This window comes from Nonomuraea sp. SBT364, from assembly GCF_001083785.1.
GTDB lineage: Bacteria > Actinomycetota > Actinomycetes > Streptosporangiales > Streptosporangiaceae > Nonomuraea.
Window position 1 is genome coordinate 1 of the sequence record NZ_LAVL01000033.1, and the last position, 20,450, is coordinate 20,450.

General features: G+C 69.9%; 19 protein-coding genes. 13 read left to right on the plus strand and 6 right to left on the minus strand.

Annotated features, from left to right (window positions below):
• Positions 1 to 432: 432 nt before the first annotated feature.
• On the plus strand, positions 433 to 885 hold the full coding sequence (locus ADY59_RS17520; protein ID WP_049563407.1) for a DUF1801 domain-containing protein: 453 nt from the start codon (positions 433 to 435) through the stop codon (positions 883 to 885).
• 159 nt (positions 886 to 1,044) lie between these two features.
• Positions 1,045 to 1,782, plus strand: a complete 738-nt coding sequence (locus ADY59_RS17525; protein ID WP_156325558.1) for a formylglycine-generating enzyme family protein — start codon at positions 1,045 to 1,047, stop codon at positions 1,780 to 1,782.
• Positions 1,783 to 1,980: 198 nt separating this feature from the next.
• Here the strand turns inward: ADY59_RS17525 and ADY59_RS17530 are convergent, their stop codons facing one another.
• A complete protein-coding gene (locus ADY59_RS17530; RefSeq protein ID WP_049563410.1) occupies positions 1,981 to 2,820 on the minus strand; it encodes a universal stress protein in 840 nt (279 codons plus the stop codon).
• Positions 2,821 to 3,211: 391 nt separating this feature from the next.
• Between ADY59_RS17530 and ADY59_RS17535 the strand changes: the two genes are divergently transcribed.
• The 4 genes from ADY59_RS17535 to ADY59_RS17550 are packed head-to-tail and all read left to right on the plus strand — an operon-like array spanning position 3,212 to position 9,138.
• Entirely contained in the window at positions 3,212 to 5,041 is a 1,830-nt protein-coding gene (locus tag ADY59_RS17535; RefSeq protein ID WP_049563411.1) for a glycoside hydrolase family 15 protein, read from the plus strand.
• A complete protein-coding gene (locus ADY59_RS17540; protein WP_049563413.1) occupies positions 5,038 to 6,390 on the plus strand; it encodes a glucose-6-phosphate dehydrogenase in 1,353 nt (450 codons plus the stop codon). The genes ADY59_RS17535 and ADY59_RS17540 overlap by 4 nt, the downstream gene beginning before the upstream one ends.
• Positions 6,390 to 8,147, plus strand: a complete 1,758-nt coding sequence (locus tag ADY59_RS17545) for an IlvD/Edd family dehydratase (RefSeq protein WP_049563415.1) — start codon at positions 6,390 to 6,392, stop codon at positions 8,145 to 8,147. The genes ADY59_RS17540 and ADY59_RS17545 overlap by 1 nt, the downstream gene beginning before the upstream one ends.
• Positions 8,134 to 9,138 (plus strand): C-terminal binding protein, encoded by a 1,005-nt coding sequence (locus ADY59_RS17550; RefSeq protein WP_049563417.1) that lies wholly within the window; start codon positions 8,134 to 8,136, stop codon positions 9,136 to 9,138. Before ADY59_RS17545 ends, ADY59_RS17550 begins: the two co-directional genes overlap by 14 nt.
• An 87-nt stretch (positions 9,139 to 9,225) precedes the next feature.
• Here ADY59_RS17550 and ADY59_RS17555 read toward each other — a convergent pair whose 3' ends face one another.
• Positions 9,226 to 11,145, minus strand: a complete 1,920-nt coding sequence (locus ADY59_RS17555; RefSeq protein ID WP_156325559.1) for a hypothetical protein — start codon at positions 11,143 to 11,145, stop codon at positions 9,226 to 9,228.
• A 34-nt stretch (positions 11,146 to 11,179) separates the two neighbouring features.
• Positions 11,180 to 13,732: a type II secretion system protein GspG gene (locus tag ADY59_RS17560; RefSeq protein ID WP_049563420.1), complete on the minus strand. Its 2,553-nt coding sequence runs from the start codon at positions 13,730 to 13,732 to the stop codon at positions 11,180 to 11,182.
• Between the two features lie 385 nt (positions 13,733 to 14,117).
• Here ADY59_RS17560 and ADY59_RS17565 point away from each other — a divergent pair, with 385 nt between their 5' ends.
• The gene (locus ADY59_RS17565) at positions 14,118 to 14,393 is read left to right on the plus strand and encodes a hypothetical protein (RefSeq protein ID WP_156325560.1); all 276 of its coding nucleotides are present in this window, start codon (positions 14,118 to 14,120) and stop codon (positions 14,391 to 14,393) included.
• A gap of 115 nt (positions 14,394 to 14,508) precedes the next feature.
• On the opposite strand, the gene ADY59_RS17570 is transcribed toward ADY59_RS17565, so the two are convergent.
• Positions 14,509 to 14,856 (minus strand): hypothetical protein, encoded by a 348-nt coding sequence (locus tag ADY59_RS17570; protein ID WP_156325561.1) that lies wholly within the window; start codon positions 14,854 to 14,856, stop codon positions 14,509 to 14,511.
• A 284-nt stretch (positions 14,857 to 15,140) separates the two neighbouring features.
• Between ADY59_RS17570 and ADY59_RS17575 the strand changes: the two genes are divergently transcribed.
• The 5 genes from ADY59_RS17575 (at position 15,141) to ADY59_RS17585 (ending at position 17,772) form a co-directional block, all read left to right on the plus strand.
• A complete protein-coding gene (locus tag ADY59_RS17575) occupies positions 15,141 to 15,545 on the plus strand; it encodes a nuclear transport factor 2 family protein (RefSeq protein ID WP_049563425.1) in 405 nt (134 codons plus the stop codon).
• Positions 15,542 to 16,042: a nuclear transport factor 2 family protein gene (locus ADY59_RS51465; RefSeq protein ID WP_082310179.1), complete on the plus strand. Its 501-nt coding sequence runs from the start codon at positions 15,542 to 15,544 to the stop codon at positions 16,040 to 16,042. Before ADY59_RS17575 ends, ADY59_RS51465 begins: the two co-directional genes overlap by 4 nt.
• Positions 16,039 to 16,914, plus strand: coding sequence for an alpha/beta hydrolase (locus tag ADY59_RS17580; RefSeq protein ID WP_156325562.1), 876 nt, complete (start codon positions 16,039 to 16,041; stop codon positions 16,912 to 16,914). The genes ADY59_RS51465 and ADY59_RS17580 overlap by 4 nt, the downstream gene beginning before the upstream one ends.
• A gap of 115 nt (positions 16,915 to 17,029) precedes the next feature.
• Positions 17,030 to 17,176, plus strand: coding sequence for a hypothetical protein (locus ADY59_RS51470; protein ID WP_197093705.1), 147 nt, complete (start codon positions 17,030 to 17,032; stop codon positions 17,174 to 17,176).
• Positions 17,173 to 17,772, plus strand: coding sequence for a DUF1579 family protein (locus ADY59_RS17585; RefSeq protein ID WP_197093706.1), 600 nt, complete (start codon positions 17,173 to 17,175; stop codon positions 17,770 to 17,772). The genes ADY59_RS51470 and ADY59_RS17585 overlap by 4 nt, the downstream gene beginning before the upstream one ends.
• 48 nt (positions 17,773 to 17,820) lie before the next feature.
• Here ADY59_RS17585 and ADY59_RS17590 read toward each other — a convergent pair whose 3' ends face one another.
• Together ADY59_RS17590 and ADY59_RS17595 are read right to left on the minus strand one after the other, a co-directional pair.
• Positions 17,821 to 18,750 (minus strand): hypothetical protein, encoded by a 930-nt coding sequence (locus ADY59_RS17590; RefSeq protein ID WP_049563428.1) that lies wholly within the window; start codon positions 18,748 to 18,750, stop codon positions 17,821 to 17,823.
• Between the two features lie 193 nt (positions 18,751 to 18,943).
• Positions 18,944 to 19,231, minus strand: a complete 288-nt coding sequence (locus tag ADY59_RS17595) for a DUF4287 domain-containing protein (protein WP_049563430.1) — start codon at positions 19,229 to 19,231, stop codon at positions 18,944 to 18,946.
• Between the two features lie 327 nt (positions 19,232 to 19,558).
• Here ADY59_RS17595 and ADY59_RS17600 point away from each other — a divergent pair, with 327 nt between their 5' ends.
• Entirely contained in the window at positions 19,559 to 20,239 is a 681-nt protein-coding gene (locus tag ADY59_RS17600) for a winged helix-turn-helix transcriptional regulator (protein ID WP_231618759.1), read from the plus strand.
• Positions 20,240 to 20,450: the final 211 nt, after the last annotated feature.

The window sequence follows — 20,450 nt, forward strand, 5'->3', positions numbered from 1 at the left end:
CATCGGAAGGCGTCGGGGACTGCCCGGCGGCAGCGCATCCCGCGCTCAGCACGAGCATGCCGCTGATGATCGCCAGGGTTCGCGTTGACATTCGTCTCCTCGACCTCAGAGAAGCGCCTGAGGGGTAGCGGATCGCTCCCCCCGTTCAGGAGGAGAGGCGGAAGTACGTCGGCGCCGTGCCGTAGCCCGGTCATCGAGGCGATGCAGCGCAGGACAGCGGCGCACTGGCCGGCCGGACCCACCAGGTGGGTGCGGGGGAGGACCGCACCATGATCCCTGGTCGCGGTATATGGCCGGTATGTCGCGCAAGCGTTGCGCCTCACACGTGCCACGCGGGCGACACATCGATCAAGAATCGAGAAGCGTCAGTTCTTGCGGCACGGCTAGCGTCACAAACACCTCACGCCGACGACGACCGGGAGAGTGACAGCGATGAGCGCGAAGAGCAAGGCAAGCACGGACGGCTTCTCCGAGGAAGAACGAGCTGCCATGAAGGGGCGCGCCGCGGAACTGAAGAAGGAGGCGCACCGTGGTCGTGGCGACAAGGCGGCCGCCGAGGAACTCGACGTGCTGTCGAAGATCGCGGAGATGGAGCCGTCGGACCGCGCGGTGGCCGAACGCCTCCACGCCATCGTCGCCACCAACGCCCCGCAGCTGTCGCCGAAGCTGTGGTACAGCCAGCCGGCCTACGCCAGAAATGGCAAGGTTGTGTGCTTCTTCCGTAGCGGGCACCTGGACAAAGAGCCTTACTCCACCTTCAGCTTCACCGCCGAAGCCAACCTCGCCGACGACAGCGGCCTGTGGTCCACCTCCTTCGCCGTTACCGAGCTGAGCGACGAAGCCGCAACGACGATCACCAACCTCGTCAGGAAGGCCGTGAGCTGACGAACTCCCAGGCGCCACGGGCCTCACCTGCTCACCTGCTCACCTGCGAGGGCGGACGTCCTAGTCCCAAGGTCGCGGTCAATACGGGCCCATCGGCGGATGCGCGCCCGGGGTGCCGGATCGATGATGGGAGCCATTCGAGCTGGCGGCAAAGGAGTCATGCGGGTGGAACAGGTGGACTGGGTCGAGATCCCGGCCGGAAGGCTGCTCCGGGGCACGCCCGCCGAAGAGGTGGACGAGGTGGCGCGCCGCTACGCCGGCACCGGGGTTCCGGTGGAGTGGTACCGGAAGGAAGCCCCACGCACGGAGCTGTACATCCCGGCGTTCCGGATCGCCCGCACCCAGGTCACCGTCGGTCAGTGGACGCGGTTCGCGCAGGCCACCGGCGGGCCGGTGCCGCAGGCGCCGGCGGACCACCCGGTCATCGGCGTCACGTGGAAGGACACGGCCGAGTACTGCCGGTGGCTGGGGCGGCGACTCGGCGGTCTCGGCGTACGCCTGCCCACCGAGGACGAGTGGGAGCGCGCCGCCCGGGGCGACGACGACCGGGAGTTCCCCTGGGGCGACGAGTACCGGACGGGCCTGGCCAATCTGGTGGATCTGGGCGTCGGCACCACCACGCCGGTCGGTTCGTTCCCCGAGGGCGCCAGCCCGTACGGCGTGCTGGACATGGCGGGCAACGCCGACGAGTGGACCTCCACCCTCTACGCCCCCTACCCGGGAGCTCCCACGGAGGTGCCCAGCAGCGAGGACTGGGCCTTCGACCCGCACATCAGCCGGGGCGGCGCCTTCCGCCACGACCGGGACCTGGCCCGGTGCGCCCGCCGGCACGGCGCCTACGAGCGGGACCTGGCGGCGATCGGCATGGGCTTTCGCGTGGCGGCTCCCTCGGGCTGAGCGAGGACAGGGAGGGGCCGCGCCATCCCCGTGATCGTGCTCTTCTCGATGGGCCTGCGGCACCGGTGGAGTCGCGTACTCAAGTGCCGCGAGTTGTCGTCGCCGAGCCCGGTGGTGACGTTCCGAACTCCGGGAGGATTGGCGGGTTCGGTGGCGGAATCCGCGGAAGACGTTGTCCGGGGCCGACTCGCCGCGTCTTCACCCCTGTTCCGGCCGGGGACGGACGACGGCGACCGGGCAGGTCGCCTGATGCAGCACCGTACGGCTCACGGATCCCAGTATGGCGGAGGCGAACCCGCCCAGACCGCGCGTGCCCACGACCGCCAGATCGGCCGTCTGCCCGGCTTTGATGAGCGCCTCCGCCGGATGACCGACGACCTGCTCGCCGACGATCTCGACGTCCGGGTACTTCTCACGCCATGCCGCCAGCCGTTCCGCCGCCATGCGGAGCTCCTGCTCGGAGGATTTCTCCAGCATCGCGCAGTAGGCCACCGGGAGCGACGGCGTGACCGCCATCTGCCAGGCGTACGTGACCTGCAACGGCACGCCCCGGGCCCGGGCCTGCTCCGCGGCGTAGGCCAGGGCGACCTCGGCACACCGGGAGCCGTCGTCGCCGACGACGACCCGGCCGTGCTGTGCGCCCGAGGAGCCGCGTACGATCACCACCGGGCAGGCGGCGTGGCCGGCGACGCCCACGCTCACCGAACCGATCAGCAGCCCCTTGAACCCGCCGAGCCCCCGGCTGCCCAGCACCACGCAGTCCGCGGTGACCGACTCGCCGACGAAGGCATCGATCACACTTCCGGTCGGCAGCTCGGTGGTCACCTGGAGGTCGCCCGCCGACCGGCCCACGCGCTCGCGTGCGGCCTCCAGGGTCTCGGCGCAGTAGTCCGTCACCTCGGGGCCCAGCAACGACTGCTCGCACACGTGCACGAGCCGCAGGCCCAGCCCCCGCCGCCGCGCGTCCGCGGCCGCCCATTCCAGCGCCTCCTCCGACGACGCGGAGCCGTCCACGCCGACCACCACAGATCTGACCATCACGCAACCTCCCCCTCTTCCTCGGTCCCATACCCGGGTGACCGTGCGTGACATCACCTGGCGCGGGCCGGCGAGGGTGAATCCGTGAACGGCCGGACTAACGCGGCTCCGGCTAGATATTCGTCAAAGAATTCATTGATTTCCCGGCCGCCGGCCCGCTGGAATCCGGCGTTAAGCGTTCCTCCGGCAGGGGTAGGCACGTCAACAGCCGAAAAGCGGGTCCGGGGGCGACGTGAAAGCATTTGTGATGAAGGAGATCGGGCACGTCGTGTCCTTTCCGATCGAGCGGCCGGCGGGCGAACGACGCCGGCGCCAATCGCGAAGCCGGCGGACGTCGTGAGATAGCGATCACCTTCTAGGGCGCTGGAGCCCATCGGGAAAGAGTTCGGCAATGCTTGATACCGACCCGCCCTTCCGCCCGGTCCGCCGCGAGGACGGCTATCTGCCGTTGGAGGACCTGGGCCTCGTCGGCGACGGCGACACGGCGGCGCTGGTGGGCCTGGACGGGTCGATCGCGTGGCTGTGCCTTCCGCGCTTCGACAGCGAACCGCTGGTGTGCGGTCTGCTGGACCACGCCCGGGGCGGGCATTTCACGCTCACCGCGGACGACCTGCTGGAGGCGCGCCAGTTCTACGAGCCCGACACCGCCGTGCTGGTGACCGAGCTGCGCGCCCGGGCCGGTCTGGTCAGGATCACCGACGCGCTGGCCCTGCGCTCCGGGGCCGACCTCAGCGACGACGCGGGGGCGGGCCGGGCCGAGCTCGTCCGTTCCGCCGTGGTCGTGAGCGGGAGCGTGCGCCTGCGGGCGGAGCTGGAGCCGCGTGGCGGCGGACAGGCCCGGGCGCTCGGCAGCGGCCTGGAAGTGCGGGCTCTGCGACGGCCCGACCTGCGCCTGCACCTGCGGTCCAACCGGCCGCTGACCGGGTTGCGCACCGTGCACGACCTGGAGCAGGGCGACCGGCTCGACCTGGTGCTGTCCTGGGGGCGCATCCACCGTCACCACCGGTTCGCCCCCGAGACGATGCTGCGGGAGACCGCCGACGCGTGGCGCCGCTGGATGACGAAGTGCGGCTACGACGGCCCGCAGGCGGCGCTGGTCCGGCGCTCCGTGATCACTCTGAAGCTGTGCGACGACTGGGTGAACGGGTCCCTGGTCGCGGCTCCGACCTCGTCGCTGCCGGCCCCGATCGGCGGGGTGCGCAACTGGGACTACCGCTACACCTGGATCCGGGACGCCGCCTACGCCGTGTTCGCGCTGCGCCGCGTCGGGTTCGGCGAGGAGGCCGACGCCTTCCTCGGCTGGGTCCTGGACGCCTTCGAGCAGAGCCGCAGCCCGCGGATCATGTACACGCTGCTGGGCGACGCCGTACCCGAGGAGATCCAGGACACCGGCCTGGAAGGCTACCGGGGGTCGGCCCCCGTGCGGTGGGGCAACGGCGCGGCTGACCAGCGACAGCACGACGTGTACGGCGAGGTGCTGGACTGTGCCGACCAGTGGCTGCGCCCCGGCCGCGAGGTCCAGCCCGCGCTGTGGTCCGGCCTGGCGGAGCTGGCCGAGGCCGCCGCGAGCACGTGGCGGCAGCCGGACCAGGGCATCTGGGAAGTACGCAGCGAAGGCAGGGTCTTCACCTACTCGGCGGGCATGTGCCAGGTCGCCCTCGACCGGGCAGCCGCGATCGGCGAACGCCTCGGCATGCCCGGACAGATCGCCGCATGGCGCCGCGAGGCCGACAAGCTGCGCCGGATCATCCTCGACGAGTCCTGGGACGAGAAGACCCAATGCCTGAGCGAGCATCTCGACGGCGGCGGCAGCCTCGACGCCAGCCTGCTCGCGCTCCCGCTGCGGAAGGTCGTCCCGGCCGGCCACCCGCGCATGGCGGCCACGATCGCGGCGATCGCCGAACGCCTGTCGGCCGGTGACGGCCTGCTCTACCGCTACCTGCACGAGCACTCGCCCGACGGCCTGCCCGGCGACGAGGGGGCCTTCCTGCTGTGCAGCTTCTGGCTGGTCGACAACCTGATCCTGCTGGGCGAGCTGGAACGGGCCGAGGACCTATACACGTCGCTGTGCGCCCGGGCGAGCCCGCTCGGCCTGCTGCCGGAGCAGATCGATCCGTCGACGGGCACGTTCATGGGCAACTTCCCCCAGGCGTTCAGCCACATCGGAGTCATCGCCAGCGGCGTCAACCTCGCCCGGGCGAAAGCGGGGGGCACAGCGTGATCAACCGGCTCATCGTCCTCGGCGCGACCGGCGATCTCAACGCCCGCTACCTGATGCCGGCCCTGGCCGCCCTGCGCGCGGCCGGGCACCTCGCCGACGGGTTCGCACCCGTCTGCGCCGACCGGGGGGACCGGACCGAGGAGGAGTTCCGCCGCTGGGTGTCCGACCAGCTCGACCGGCACGCCGCGACGGAGCCCGCCGAGGCGAGGCAGGCGATCGCCGGCTCCGTCCGCTACCGGCGGGCGGACGCCACCGACGCCGACGACATCGCCGCGCTGGTGGGCGGCGGCGAGCCCGTCGCCGTCTACCTCGCCCTCCCGCCCGCGATCTTCCCCGGCGTGGTCGCCGCCCTCGGCGCCGCGAACCTGCCGCCGGGCAGCCGGATCGTGCTGGAGAAGCCGTTCGGCGAGGACCTAGGCAGCGCGGTGGAGCTCAACCGGCTGCTGGCCGGAATCGTGCCCGAGCAGGCGGTGTTCCGCGTCGACCACTTCCTGGCCATGACGACCGTCCAGAACGTGCTCGGCAGCCGTCTGGCCAACCGCGTCCTGGAGCCCATCTGGAACAGCGCGCACATCTCCGAGGTGGACATCGTCTGGGACGAGACCCTCGCCCTGGAGGGCCGGGCGGGCTACTACGACGGCGTCGGGGCGCTGAAGGACATGGTGCAGAACCACCTGCTCCAGGTGCTGTGCCTGGTGGCCATGGAACCGCCGCTCAGCCTCGGCGAGCGCGACCTGCGTGACCGGAAGATCGACGTGCTGCGCTCGGTGCGCCCGCTGACGGACGACGACGTCGTACGGCGCACCCGCCGCGGCCGCTACCTGGCCGGTCGCATCGGAGATCGTGACGTTCCCGCGTACGCCGATGAGGAGGGCGTGGACCCGCGTCGCCGTACCGAGACCTTCGCCGAGGTGGAGTTGGAGCTCGAAAGCTGGCGCTGGTCCGGCACCACGTTCCGGCTCCGCAGCGGTAAGGCGCTCGGCCAGGACCGCAAGGAGGTCGCCGTGCGGTTCCGGCCCGTGCCGCACCTGCCGTCCGGCTTCGACGAGGAGGCCGTCCCCAACGTGCTGCGGTTCGGGCTGGAGCCGGAGAGCATGAGCCTGGCGCTGACCGGCATCGGCGCCGGCACGCGCGATCTCGCCCCGCTCACGCTCGCCGCGCGACCGGCTCCTCCCGAGCTGCCCGCCTACGGCCGGCTGCTGCTGGACGTGCTGCAGGGGAACGCCGCCCTGTCCATCCGAGGTGACGAGGCCGAGGAGTCCTGGCGGGTCCTCGCGCCGGTGATGTCGGCCTGGTCCAGGGACGCGGTGCCGCTGGCCGAGTACCCGGCCGGATCGGAGGGGCTCTGATGCCGGCCGAAGGCGGCCTGCGCAGCCAGGCCTGGTGGGACAACGCGGGCAACCCGGAGATGACGGCTCTCTATCTCGAACGCTTCCTCAACTTCGGGCTGACCCCGGGGGAGCTCCAGTCCGGCCGGCCGGTCATCGGCATCGCCCAGACGGGCAGCGACCTCGTTCCGTGCAACCGCCACCACCTCGCCCTGGCCGACCGGGTCAGGGACGGCATCCGCGACGGCGGCGGCATCCCGCTCGAGTTTCCCGTCCATCCGCTGCAGGAGACCGGCAAGCGCCCGACCGCCGCGCTGGATCGCAACCTCGCCTACCTGGGGCTGGTCGAGGTGCTCTACGGCTACCCCCTCGACGGGGTCGTACTGACAACAGGCTGCGACAAGACCACCCCAGCGTGCCTGGCCGCGGCGGCGACGGTGAACATCCCGGCGATCGTGCTGTCCGGCGGGCCGATGATCAACGGCTATCACCAGGGTCAGCGGATGGCCGCATCGGGCTCGGGGCTGGTGATCTGGCAGTCGAAGCGGCTGCTGGCCACCGGGGAGATCGACTACGCCGAGTTCTCGGCGCGCGTGGCCGCCTCGGCGCCCAGCGTCGGCCACTGCAACACGATGGGCACCGCGCTGTCGATGAACTGCCTGGCCGAGGCTCTGGGCATGTCCCTGCCGTGCTGCGCGGCGATCCCGGCCCCCTACCGGCGGCGGGCGCAGATGGCCTACGACACGGGCCGCCGTGCGGTGGATCTCGTACGCGAGGACCTCACCCCGCGCAAGATCATGACGATGCGGGCCTTCGAGAACGCGATCGTGGTCGCCTCGGCCATCGCCGCCTCCACCAATGTGCCCATTCACATCAACGCGATAGCGCGGCACGTCGGGGTACCGCTGACCATCCAGGACTGGCAGCGCGTCGGAGGCGACATCCCGGTGCTGGCGAACGTCGCGCCCGCCGGTGAGTTCCTCGGCGAGGACTTCTACCGCGCCGGCGGCCTGCCCGCGCTCATGCGGTCACTGCTGGACGCCGGACGCCTGCACGGCGACGCCGTGACCGTCTCCGGCCGGACCGTGGCCGAGAACCTGGCCGACGCCCCGCCCGCCGACCCGGAGGTCATCCGGCCCTTCGCCGAGCCTCTGGCCCCGCGCGGCGGGCTGCTCATCATGACGGGCAACCTGTTCGGCTCCGCGGTGATGAAGACCTCGGTGCTCGGGGACGACCTCCGCACGGTGTCCGAGTATCGCGCCGTCGTCTTCGACGGGCCCGAGGACTACCACGCCCGCATCGACGATCCCGGCCTGGAACTGGACGAGAGCTGCATCCTCGTCATCCGCTACACCGGGCCGATCGGCTATCCGGGCTCCGCCGAGGTGGTGAACATGGAGGTCCCCGCCGCGCTGATCCGGCGGGGCGTCACCACGTTGCCCACGCTCGGGGACGGCCGCCAGAGCGGCACCTCCGACGCTCCGTCCATCCTCAACGCCAGCCCCGAGGCCGCGGCCGGCGGCAACCTCGCCATCCTGCGCACCGGCGACCGCATCCGCATCGACCTGGACGGCGCCCGGGTCGACGTCCTGCTGACCGACGAGGAGATCGCCGAGCGCTGGGCCCGCCACACGCCCCCGGTGCTCGACAACCAGACGCCGTGGCAGGAGATCTACCGCGCCACGGTCGGGCAGCTCGACGGCGGAGGCTGCCTGGAGCTCGCCCTGCGCTATCAGGACATCGTCCACACCAAGGGGATCCCTCGTGACTCGCACTGACAGCAGAGGCACCATCATGATCGCCGACTCGGACTTCGGCGACGTGGACATCGAACGCGCGATCGTCGAGGGCGCCGGGTTCGAGCTTCTCGCCGCGCAGTGCAAGAGCGAGGACGAGGTGATCGAGAAAGGCCGCGACGTCGACGGCGTGCTGACCCAGTACACCCGGATCGGGGCCCGCGCCGTCGACGCGTTCACCCGCTGCCGGGTGATCGCCCGCTACGGCACCGGCGTGGACATCGTCGACGTCGACGCCGCGACCCGGCGGGGCATCCAGGTCACGAACGCGCCGAACGACTGGTGCGCCGAAGAGGTCGCCGACCACGCCGTCGCGCTCTGGCTCGCCGCCGCCCGCAAGATCTGCGTGTACGACCGGGCGACCCGCCAGGGCGCATGGCAGTGGCAGAGCGGGGAGCCGATCCGGCGGCTGCGGGGAGGGGTGTTCGGGCTGATGTCCTTCGGCGCCATCGCCCAGCTCGTCGCCGAACGCGCCAGGGCGTTCGGGGTCGAGGTCTGGGCGCACGACCCGTTCGTCGACGAGGCCGAGATCCGGTCACGCAAGGTGCGGCCGGTGTCGTTCGACCAGCTCGTGGAAGGCGCCGACTACCTCGTGATCCAGGCGCCGCTCACCCCCGGGACACACCACGCCTTCGACCGTACGACGCTCCGCAGGATGAAGCCGACCGCCGTGCTCGTCAACACCGCTCGCGGCCCGATCGTCGAGGACGCGGCGCTCCACGAGGCGCTCACCGAGGGATGGATCGCCGGCGCCGCACTGGACGACCTGGAGGAGGAGCCGGCCAAACAGCGCGACTGGCGGCCCGGCAACCCCCTGTTCACGCTGCCCAACGTGATCATCACGCCGCACGCCGCCTACTACTCCGAGCAGGCCGTCACCACGGTGCGGCGCTACGCAGCGGAAGAGGCCGTGCGAGTCCTGACCGGCCAGGGCGCCCGCAGCCCGGTCAACGACGTGCCGGCCCGAGGTTGACCCGCATCACCGCCTGGTTGTCTCCGCCGATCACGTGAAGCGGAAGCACGCCGCAGGTCCAGCGGCTCTGCCGGTGGTTGGCGCAGATCAGGTGACTCTGAGGCTGCCGAGCATCCGTACATTTCCGATCACGGGTTGCGGGCCGGAGAGGCGGGCGGTCTTGTCGACGTATCGCTCGGCGTCGAAAACCTGATGGAGCGGGGGCGGTGAAGAGAGCGGATAGGGCAGGACTGACGGAACCTTGATCAGGTAGAGCCGTCCGGTGGTCATGCCGATCATCGGGCCGGTGCCGGTGCCGGCGGTGGGAGGGGTGGCCGCGAAGGCGGCGGACGGCGCGAGACCCACCAGAGCCACCGCTCCGGCCGACACAACGGCGGGCAGCACTTTGCGTCGCGCCACTTCCGCCATGACGTTGATCAGCATTTCGTCGATCTGCTTCTGCCCGGCGATCTCAGCCAGTTCCGCGGCGGTCGCCCTGGAGGCGAGTGCGGATCTGAGCCACGCGGGCGCCGAGGCCAGTGACGTGCCGGCCGTCTCACCCGTGACGAGGACGGCATCGGGTACGGCGGCCGCGGCGACGCTCGCCGCGCCGGGCGTCTGGGCCATGATGGTGGCCGGCATGCCGAGAGCAGCCCCTTCCGCGGTGACGATCTCCGCGGTGGTGGCCGCTCCCGCGAGCGCCGTGCCCTCGGCCGCCGTGACCGCGGGAAGCGCCACACCGCCGGCGGAGACTATGAGCGCGGCGGTCACCACGATGGCGACGGAAACGATGACGAGCGTCTCCGCCGGATGATCGAGGGCCCACCGGCCCACTGCGACGGCCATGTCGGGCAGCCCTCTGACCAGCTCCGCGCCGGTGACGCTGAAGGTCGGAAGCAAGCCTGCCATCGACTTTCCGGCCGCCGCGCGGGCTTGCCCTCCGGTGCCGAGCATTCTGATCTGCGAGGCGAGGCGCGCGCGTTTCGGCCCTTCGATCGCGTTGGCGTAGTAGGCCTCGTCGCAGCAGAGGAAATACCGTTCTCCCGGAGCTCCGATGAGCCGGGAGTACATGGAGTCGCGGATGGCGGTGAGGCCGTCGCGCATCTCGTCCACGATGGTGTCCGCGACGATGGACAGGTAGGGGGTCTTGGACAGATCCTTGCCCGCGATGACCGGCGAGGTCTGCCGCGGGGCAGTGGCCTTGGGGTCGGCGGGTTGCAGCGATTCGGTGATGGCCTTGGTGGCGGCCTTGGCCTCTGCGGAGGCGCCGAGCGTGTTGACCTCCAGCAACATTCTCACGGCGAAGTTGGCCACGCGGTCGGCCTCGTCCTGGGTGAGCCGATCGGGGCCGTCCAGGGTGACGCAGATCCTGTACAGCAGGACGCCGGGGTGCCTGCGCTGGACCTCGATGTCGATCGAGACGATGGCGATCCTGAGCGGGGCCAGCCAGAGGTTCATCAGATAGCGCCAGACGGCGATGAACTTGCACTCGAGGGGGATCTCCTTGACGACCAGGAACGGATAGGTCGTGCCACGGCTGTAGATCCCGCTGATCCGGTGCCGTACGTAACTGGCCTCGACGTCCACCAGCTTCTGCAGCGCGTCTGCTTCCCCTCTGTGGTTGCGCGGCTTGATCTCGTAGATCTCCGACCGGCCGCCCCCGGGAGGCGGCGGACCGATCGGCGGAGCCTTGGTCACCGTCGTGAACCCGAAGCTGAAGAACCGGGAGACTCGTGGACCGTTGAACGTGGAGATGTCCGGGCGCGGCAGGCTCCGGTCGGCGCGCAGGGCCTCGAAGGTGACCTTCCCCTTATGGCGGGTCGACAGGACGGCGGCGTAGGAGATCTCTCCCACGTCCCACCAGTCCTGCACACCCGGAACGTGCTGCCTGAACAACTGGACAGGCTGGCCCAGCGTCTCGCTCAGATAGTCGAGGAAGATCGGTCCCTCGATGATCTTCAGAGCGAACGTGCTGGCCTGCGTCGAGCTCAGCGTGTTGCTCGGGACCATGCAGACGCGCCGTCTCATGACCACACGCCTCCTGGTGCCGGGCGTGCGGCGATCACGCCGTGGTGTCGAGCTTGCTGTTCAGCTCGATGTCGATGCCGCTCGTCGGTGTGTAGTCGTACCAGGTGCCGACCAGCGAGGCCGCCGCGCCGGCGGAGATGTCGGCATCGGCTCCCGTTCCGCCTTCGTTTCCGTCGGCGCCGAAGGAGAACAGGTCGTAGTCGTTGCTCGAGCCCGGCATGGTGTACTTGAGCGCCTTCCCCCACGCGTCGATGAAGGGCCCGCCGGAGAGACTGGTCAGCGCATTGGGATAGCTCCCGTTGGCCTTGTAGAACTCCTCCAGTTTCAGGATCACCTGCTCCATCGTCGCCCAGGTCTTACGCTGCTGAGGAAGCAGCAGCGGGCGGGCGTGCGTCTCAGGGTTCGCTGGAGGGATGCCCATGTAATTGGTCCTGGCATGGTTGGCTATCTCCTGCGCGATCGGCAGGTAAGGGGTGGTCCCGGTGCCGCCGAGACTGCCCGAGTCGATCAGCTTCGTGAACTGCTCCTCGAAGCCCGGACGGACCGGAATGACGATGCGCGCGTATCCGGAGCGCAGGAAGTCGCGGTGGTTGACGTCCGGGTGCTCGAACAGCATCTTCTCCCGCGCCAGGTCATCCGACCCCCAGAAGTACGGGTACAGGAAGTAGAGCAGGTTCTCCCACTCCACCGCGTGATGCACGAACTTGACGACGTCACCCATCTCTTTGAGATTCGCCCAGTCCGCCGGCGTCAGCTGATGCTGGTCGGCGCCCCCGGGCTGGTCGTCGGGCAGGTCGTTCTGCTCGTTACCGACGATCTTCTTCAGAAGCACGCTCGTCTTCGCCGGAGAGACCCGGTAGTCGGGGCCCAGCAGCCAGGTGATGACCTGCCGGATCAGCTCCTCGCGCTCCAGCCTGCGCAGCGTCAAGGTGTCCTTGCTCGTCAGATCGGCCCACAGGCGGTCACGCTGCTCCTGCAGGCGGGCGATCTCTTCGCGGTAGGCGTTGAACGCGGCGTCGCGCATCGCCGACCACGCCTTCTGGCGCCAGGACGCGAACGCCTCGGGCGTGCGGTTCGCCCCGGCCCTCACCGTCAAGTGAATGAGCTCCGACGGAAGGTAAAGGATCTCCAGCACCTTCTTCTTCGAGCCGCCGTGCGCCTCGGAAGTGAAGAGGAACGTGCCGCTGTGAGGAAAGGAACCGGGCGTGACCTGCATCAGGACGGGCGGCGGGATCTGCATGGCGGGATTGTCGTGCTCGCCCGTCCAGCTTCCCGTACCCGAGACCTCAGAGCCCACGGTGTAGCCGTCCGGGGCGATGAATTCGAAGACTTCGAGATTGACGCCGGGATCGGGCGGATCGGGATTGTGCAGCTTCCTCGAATCACTCAGAGCCGTTTTCGCCGGAGGGGGCGGATCGACCGCCGCACTCCATTTCGTCGCCTCCGCGCTCCAGTTGGCGTCGGTCAGCTGGTCGAGGGTGAGCGGGAAAACGAACGGTTTCCTGATCTGCGCGTCGAGCTCGCGAACCTGGCGGTACAGCGCCCAAAGCCGGGCTCCGGGATTGGGCACCATGATGTCGAAGGTCAGCCGCAGCCCGTAGCGGAACAGATCGGTACGCCACTTACGCATCATGCGGTAGAAATCGATGCGCAGCGCCTTGGTTTCGCTCGGATTGGTGATGGTGCGGAAAGAGCTGTCCTCCACGCCCGACTTCTTCTCGAGCTTGAGGGAGATCTTGTGCTCCTGCCGGGAGCGGGAGGAGGCCTTCTCCGTCACCTCCCGAGAGCGCTGCGTGCTCGTCTTGAGCGCTTCGCGGTTGTCCGACGTACTGGTCAGCCCCGTGGTGACCGTCATGGACACCGGTCCATAGCTTCCCGACGCGACGGCCTGGAAGTTGAAGGCACTGGCGTGCTTGCTCTCGTTCTCGGCGGAGAGCGAGGCGTCGGTCTTCTCCGCGACGCCGCGTTCGCTGTAACTCTCGAAGAAGTCCTGGACGATGTTCTCGTACTCTTCGCCGGTCGTGGACCATTCCTTGTGAGAGACGGTGATGGTCTCCTTGGGGGCCAGCGGGATGGTGAACATCAATTCCCCGCGTTCGATGCCCGCCGGGTACATCTCGATGCGTTCGAGGTGGAGACGCCCGACAGGCGCCACCTTGAAGGTCTGCTCGAAGGCGTCGACCTGCAGGCTCCCCCCAGCGCCGAAGTCGCCGGTCACAGCGCTGCGCGCAACCGCCAGGAGCGCGGAGATCGGGATGGCAGCGGCGGTCGGCGCCATCCGGGAGAAGACATCAGGCGCCAGGGACGCGCGCGACAGCTCCCGCTTCACATCGACGACCTGCTGCAGGTGCGACCGGTCGTAGCCCTTGCCGGCGTCTTGCGTCTGCTGGGCCTCGCCCTCCTGCTGCATCAGCTTTGCAACGCCGGCTTCGAGCTCGTCCGGCGTGAGGGGGATCTGGTCGATGAGGTTCAGCTTCTCCAGCGCCCGGCCGGGCCGCCGGTCTTCCTCGGCGAACTCGGTGGCGCTGAGTTTGATCTGGGTGTAGTTAGCCGATCGAAGGATCCGTTTGCTGTTGGAGAGCTCCATGGCCTGCCTCGGGTGCCAGCGAGCGCCACCGCGCCCGACAGTCCTGCGGAGATCTGGCGGCGCCGATGCGAGCCCGTCCCCTGCGTTCAACATCTCGTGCTGTGCCCTGGGGGTGCCGCTGGGTAACCGGCGGGCTTCGTCCATGGCCGGCGGCCTGCCAAATCTTTGCCGCGAGCCGTCACCGGTCTTCAGCGCTGGCGGTCTGACGCAGGGGGTGCGCGACGCCGCAGGGAACTGCTGACCCGCCCGGCCACTCGGCGAGTCCCGGGCCGTGAACGCGGGGTGGTGGGAGCCGCGTGCCGGGCACCTGATTATGATCATGCTCATGGCGGAAATGATCTACTGTTCCGCTGCGTTGCTGCCCGACCCCCCGAAGGGATGCTTCATGTCCACCAAGCTCACCCGCGCCGCCGCGACCTCGTTCGCGGCGGTCGCTCTGGCTACGGCGACGGGATTCGCGCTGGCGGCGCCCGCCAGTGCCGCGACCGCCCCCACGGCGTCGGTCACCTCGGCCGCCGCCTCCACCTGGATCAAGTACGGCGACTACTCCTCCGAGGCCAAGTGCATAGCCAAGGGCAAGGCGCTGAGGAGCAGCGGCGCCTACCTGTCCTACTACTGCACGTACACCGGTTTCTTCACGCTGATGGTGCTGACCCGGTAGCCATCTGATCACCTGCGGCCCGGGGGTCGTTCCTCCGGGCCGCAGGGATCACGACGACCCGACCCAGCGCGTAACCATGCGAGCCCCGCCCGTCAGCGGACCGTGATGGCCAGGATCAGTGGGGATCGCTCCAGAACGTGTACCACGGGCCCCACAGGCCCATGGTGTCGCCCGGCCTCCTGTCGGGGCTCCATATGTACGCGAGGTGGCTGTCGCTGACGGGGAAGACGACCGCGTCGCCGTCCCGGTAGACCGCGTCGAACGTGAGGACGCCGATCGTCCGGCGCTCGAGCACCTCGTCCTTCCCCAGCGTGCGGGCGACGGCCTCCATCTGGGGAGCCGACTCGGCGAACCCTTCGTGCTCGCCGGGCTTGAGCCAGAAGAGCCCCACGAGGAGGAGTGCGCCGGCCAGCAGCACCGCTGCCCAGCGTAAGGCCGGCCCGCCGGTGGTCGTTCGTCTCATGCGAGCATCCTCACATAGGACCTCCTGTGCCTTCGTCAGCACCTGCTCGGCGCCCGGCGCGCGCCCACGGCGGCCTCTCTCCAGGACCTCCACGAGCATCACCGCCTCGTCCAGGACGAAGCCCGTACCAGGGCGTACCGCCGCCAGCCCCGCTCGGCGATCTCTGGGCTGTGCTCGCCGAGCTGGTCGGCGTAGGCGGGCCAGTGGCGCTGCAGGTACCTGCAGCCGGCGCTGCAACCTCTCCCTCTCCCGGCCGGGCGGCCGAGGCCGACATTCTTGGCCGCATGGAACGATTCGACGTCATCGACATCTGCGTCAGGATGGCCTGGCATGCCGATCAGCGGCAGTGGGCCGAGCTGGCCGGGGTGTTCGCCGACAAGGTGACCCTGGACTACACCAGCCTCAACGGCGGCGAGCCCGTCACGCTCACCCCGGCGCAGATCATCGACGGCTGGCAGGCCGTACTCGGCGGCTACGCCGCCACCCAGCATCTGCTGGGCCACCCCCTGGTCGCCCTCGACGGCGACACCGCGTCGTGTACCGCCCCTTTCCAGGCCACCCATCGCAAGAGCGATGACACTTCGTGGACGCTGGGCGGCAGCTACCGCTTCGAGTTGGCGCGCACCGGCGGCGGCTGGCGGATCACCGCCGTCGTGATGACCGCCGCCTGGCACGACGGCGTCCGATGAGGCGAGGTCTCGCCATCGCCGGAACGGCGGCTGCCGTACTGGCCGCGGGCGTGGTCGCGGCCGTGGCCGGCGGCGGCTTCCCGCGCGCGGGCGCCGGCGCGACCGCGCACGGCGGCGACTCGCCGGCCGGGGACGCCACCGGCTCCGCCCGCCCGCAGCCGCGACCGGCCGCCTCGACCGGTTCGCTGGACCCGGCGGCGCGCCGCTATCTGGATGCGGTGGCGGCCGGGGACGCCGACGCGCTGGCCGCCGCCTTCGCGCCCGGCGGCCTGGTCGTCGATGTCGGCCGTGAGATCCGCGGCCGCGACGCGATCCGCCGGTGGGCGGCGGACGAGGTCATCGGCGGCGTGTACGAGCTGCTCGGCCACACCCCGCGCGCGGGCGGAGTGAGCATGCTGGTCCGCTTCCGGCCCGCAGGCGCAGGTGGCTTCCGCGCGAACTACCACTTCGACATCACCGACGGATTGATCACCAAAGCGACTTTGGAGTACGCGTGAACGTGAGCTTCGACAGCGACGGCGTCACCCTGGCCGGCAACCTGTTCCTGCCCGAAGGGGACGAGCGGGCGCCAGGTGTGGTGGTGGCGGGCACCTGGACCAGCGTCAAGGAGCTGATGGCCGACCGATACGCCGAGCGCCTGGCCGAACGCGGCTTCGCGGCGCTGTCGTTCGACTTCACCGGCTTCGGCGCCTCGGGCGGCGAGCCGCGCGAGGTGGAGAACCCGGAGCGCAAGGTCAGGGACATCCGCCACGCCGTCAGCTTCCTGGCCGGCCACCCGGCGGTCGAGGGCGACGGGGTGGGCGCCCTGGGCGTCTGCGCGGCGGCGATGTACATGGCCGACGCCGCCGCCCACGACCCCCGCATCACCTCCCTGGCGCTGGTAGCGCCCTGGCTGCACGACGCCGCCATCTGCGAGGCGGCGTACGGGGGCGCCGAGGCGGTGGCCGGGAAGATCAAGATCGGGTGGGAGGCCCGTTCGCGCTACGACGAGACCGGCGAGATCGACTACGTGCCGGTGGTGAGCGCCACGGATCCCCGCGCGGCCATGCCGTACGACATCGACTTCTACCTCAACCCGGCTCGCGGCGGCATCCCGGCCTGGCCCAACCGGTTCGCGGTGATGGCCTGGCCGGACTGGCTCACCTACGACTCGATCGCGCTGGCCCCGCGGATCACCCAGCCCGCCCTGCTCGTGCACAGCGAGGACGCCGCGATCCCCGACGGCGCGCGCCGCTTCCACGCCGGACTGGCCGGCGCCAAGGACATCCTGTGGACCCAGGGCACCCAGTTCGACTTCTACGACCAGGAGCCGCAGGTGACGGTGTCGGCCGACGCCGTGGCCGCGCACTTCCGCAGGACGCTCCGTTGATTCTCGTCACCGGACCCGCCGGAGCCGGGGGACGAAAGGCGCGCCTGCTCCATCAGCGGACCCGGGGCACTGTTGCCCGCCGACCGCCTCCGCATCCTCGGCCAGGCACTCGGCCGTGATCTGCGCTTCGAAGCGCGCCACCACGCCGATCGCGTTCGTCAAGGCGTTCTTCAGCTTCCACCGTGACCACACCATCGGCGCCCGGGCCTTCGCACAGTGGGCCGGCGCCCACGTCTCCGACTTCAGAGAGCAACCTTCGTGATCAAAAAGTTCGCCTGGACAGTGGCTGCCGCCGTCATCGCCCTGAGCGGTACGACCGGCGCCTCCGCCACCACGTCCAGCAGCGCGCCCATCGACAACCTGACACCCGGCCGCTTCCACCGAGCCCTCGACCCGCTGGTGGGCACGTGGAAGGCGACCAAGACCAACTATGTGCTGTCCAGCGAGCCGATCGTCTCCCGTGACATCACGGTGAAGACCCGGTGGATCGGCAAGACCGGTGGCCGCTTCCTGGAGGAGAAGACCGAAGGCACCCTCGGCGGCAGGCCGTACTACCGCCTCGGTGTGCTCGGCTTCTCCAACGTCGACCGCCGCTACGAGTGGACGACCTTCGACAGCGTCACCCCCACCGCCATGACCTACCGAGGCGGCCGGGTCAAGGTCAAGGCCACGAAACTCTCCCTCCCGGGCGAGTTCACCGACCCCGGCATCCTGGGGCCGCGATACCGGGGCAAGTCCATCCCGATGCGGACCGTCATCACCCTTGGCAAGAGGCCGACCTTCGACCTCTACTTCACCCCGCCCGGCCAGAAGGAACGCCTCGTCGACCGGGTCGTCTACACCCGCAGAATCGGATGATCACCGCCCTTCGGCCGGACCGCCCCCAGTCACAGCCGGCCACGCCCCTCACAACCAGCCGCGTTCTTTGGCGTGCAGGGCCGCCTGGAAGCGGGTGGCCGCGTCCAGGCGGGCCATCAGTTCCGCGACATGCGCGCGGAACTTGCGCACCGACACGTTGATCGACCGGGCGGCGGTCTCGTCGTTGTCGTGAATGGTCAGCGCGCGCAGCACCTGCTGCTCGATCGGCGACAGCGGCAGATCGTCCAGGTCGCGGGCTCGGGCCCACATACCGTCGAAGACGTCCGCCAGCATGGCCACCAGGCCCGGCTGGCGGATCTGCAGCGCCCCGGAGCTCGCCCGGGCGGGGTCGGCCTGGACGAAGGCGACCGTCCGATTGACGATGGCCAGGTGCCTGACCGGCTCGGTGGTCACCCGGTGCAGGTCGCCCAGGGCGTGCAAGGACCGTGCGTGCGACTCCTCACCCCGGTCCTCCAGCGTGTGCGCCGGGAACAGGGTGCGGCTGCGTAACCCGCGCGCCAGCAGCCGCTGGAAAGGCCGGTCGTCGTAGCCGGGCGAGCTGTGGTCGGCGCGGATCTTCAGGTGCGCGAACTCGCCGGGGTCGGCGGCCAGCAGCGTGCGCATGCGGCGGGTGACGGCCGCCCCCTCGGGGATGTGCTCGACCAGCTGGACCGGCCGGCCGCTGCGGTGCTCCTCCGTCAGCTCGGTGAGCACGTCCCAGGCGAGTGTCAGCTCGGTGAGCTGGCGCTGCGTCTGCTCGATGCGCCGCCGCACCAGCACGTCGACCGCGGCGGCCGGGGGGAGCGCGGTCAGCGTGCCGTCCACCAGGCCCAGCGCCCGCAGCTCGGCCACCACCGGCTCCACGCCGGGCATGACCAGCTCGCCCCCGGCCGTCGTCAGATCCGCCTGCGGGTGGCGCAGCAGGTAGCGGTAGAGGCGCTCCTGCTCGCCGGTCAGCCCCAGGCTCGCCAGGCTCATCATCACTCCGGGTCTCGCACGAGCGCCCTCGCGGTCACGAGGCTGCCACTCGTCGCGTGTCGATCAGTCAATCGCGTTCCGGCCAGTCACCGCACGGGCCCTGGACCGAGGAGGAGGTGGGCCTGGCCCTACCCCTCCACCGGACGGCGGCGCACAGAGGGCCGCCGCCGGATGCCGCGGGCCCTCCGGCTCGTCAGGACCGGTTGTTCTTGCCGTCCAGCCATAGTGTGTCGGACTCGTCGCGATGGGCGCCCGAGCTGCCGACGTGTTTGGCGTCGATCTTCGACCCCTTCTTGATGACGTGCACCAACGCCATCGCGTGTCCACGTCCAAGATCATAATCCTGTTTCAGCCAGTCGACGATCACTCCGGCCTTCACGGACGGGTCGTCGAAGCCGCGTTCCTTCGCCAGAGCGATGAACTGGCGTGGCGACAGCCCGGTCTTGTCCTCGATGTTGTCGAGGTAGGCCTGGAACGACATGCGTTTCTCCATTCTGCAGCGGGGATGCGACCCCGTGGTGGGCCGGCCGAAGGCTGCGCTCTTGCGCAAATGGGGGTTCGGATCGGCCGATCGGTCAGGTCGGCGACGCCGGTGGTGAACACGGCGGATCCGGTGAGGACGAGGGGCGCCGGGCCGGCATCCGGATCAGGCCGATGCCGCCGAGTGCTGGATGTTCTTGCCCGGCTGCTGCTCGGGGGCGGTCACGGCGTGGACGACGGGCGGTCATGTGATTGCTCCTTGGCGACGACTCGCGCGGACCTGCTTCGCGGGCCGGCTGGCAGCAAGCTTGTCTTTTACAAGTGTGCTGTGTCAACTGAAGTAAGGGATATGATTTGCATCATGGCGTCTCGGCAGTACGGACAGTTCTGCGGCCTGGCCCGCGCGATGGAAATGGTCGGCGAACGGTGGAACATGCTGATCATCCGTAACCTGCTCACCGGAGCCCAGCGCTTCACAGACCTGCACAGGGGCCTACCGGCCATTCCGACCAACATCCTCTCGGCCCGCCTCAAGCAGCTGGAAGAGACAGGGCTGGCCACCCGTCGCGCGCTGCCGTACCCCGAGCGCGCCGTGGTCTACGAGCTCACCGACTACGGACGCGACCTCGAACCCGCGCTGATCGCGCTGGGCCGCTGGGGCGCGCGGACCCTCGCCGAGCCTCGCCCCGGCGAACTCGTCACCGCCGAAGCGGTCGCCATGTCCTTCCGCACCGCTTACCGGCCGGAAGCAGCCGGTGGGGTCACCGCCGGCTACGAGGTCCGCATGGGCGACTTCACGCTCCGCCTGCAGATCACCGATGGCGAACTCATGGTCGGCATCGGCCCGCACTCCGCCCCCGACCTCGTCATCGAACGGCTGACCGGACACCCCGTCCGCGAACTGATGAGCGGCGCCAGGAGCCCGAACGAGCTACTCCATGACGGCAGCATGCGCGTAGAAGGCGATCCCGCGCTGCTCAGCCGATTCGCCGAGATGTTCCGCTTCTGATCAACACGCCGAGCCACACCCTTCACCCTGGTTGATCCACCAGGAGGCCCGATGTATCAAGCAGACGACGACGGCCCTGCCGGCCCTGCCTGTGCTGACGAGGACGGAAGCGGGAACGGGCGCGGGCAGCGACGCGCGCGATCACCCATCTGACCACGCGGAGCGGCTCGTGACCGGGCAGGCATGTGCGGCTCATGAGCTTGGCGGCACC

What these genes read in the sequence shown, in the direction of transcription:
- ADY59_RS17555 (WP_156325559.1), bottom strand. Translation starts at nt 11,145, where the DNA reads ATGAGACGGCGCGTCTGCATGGTCCCGAGCAACACGCTGAGCTCGACG.
- ADY59_RS51465 (WP_082310179.1), top strand. Translation starts at nt 15,542, where the DNA reads ATGAGGCGAGGTCTCGCCATCGCCGGAACGGCGGCTGCCGTACTGGCC.
- ADY59_RS17560 (WP_049563420.1), bottom strand. Translation starts at nt 13,732, where the DNA reads ATGGAGCTCTCCAACAGCAAACGGATCCTTCGATCGGCTAACTACACC.
- ADY59_RS17530 (WP_049563410.1), bottom strand. Translation starts at nt 2,820, where the DNA reads ATGGTCAGATCTGTGGTGGTCGGCGTGGACGGCTCCGCGTCGTCGGAG.
- ADY59_RS17525 (WP_156325558.1), top strand. Translation starts at nt 1,045, where the DNA reads ATGCGGGTGGAACAGGTGGACTGGGTCGAGATCCCGGCCGGAAGGCTG.
- ADY59_RS17595 (WP_049563430.1), bottom strand. Translation starts at nt 19,231, where the DNA reads ATGTCGTTCCAGGCCTACCTCGACAACATCGAGGACAAGACCGGGCTG.
- ADY59_RS17545 (WP_049563415.1), top strand. Translation starts at nt 6,390, where the DNA reads ATGCCGGCCGAAGGCGGCCTGCGCAGCCAGGCCTGGTGGGACAACGCG.
- ADY59_RS17535 (WP_049563411.1), top strand. Translation starts at nt 3,212, where the DNA reads ATGCTTGATACCGACCCGCCCTTCCGCCCGGTCCGCCGCGAGGACGGC.
- ADY59_RS17575 (WP_049563425.1), top strand. Translation starts at nt 15,141, where the DNA reads ATGGAACGATTCGACGTCATCGACATCTGCGTCAGGATGGCCTGGCAT.
- ADY59_RS17570 (WP_156325561.1), bottom strand. Translation starts at nt 14,856, where the DNA reads ATGAGACGAACGACCACCGGCGGGCCGGCCTTACGCTGGGCAGCGGTG.
- ADY59_RS17520 (WP_049563407.1), top strand. Translation starts at nt 433, where the DNA reads ATGAGCGCGAAGAGCAAGGCAAGCACGGACGGCTTCTCCGAGGAAGAA.
- ADY59_RS17590 (WP_049563428.1), bottom strand. Translation starts at nt 18,750, where the DNA reads ATGAGCCTGGCGAGCCTGGGGCTGACCGGCGAGCAGGAGCGCCTCTAC.
- ADY59_RS17565 (WP_156325560.1), top strand. Translation starts at nt 14,118, where the DNA reads ATGTCCACCAAGCTCACCCGCGCCGCCGCGACCTCGTTCGCGGCGGTC.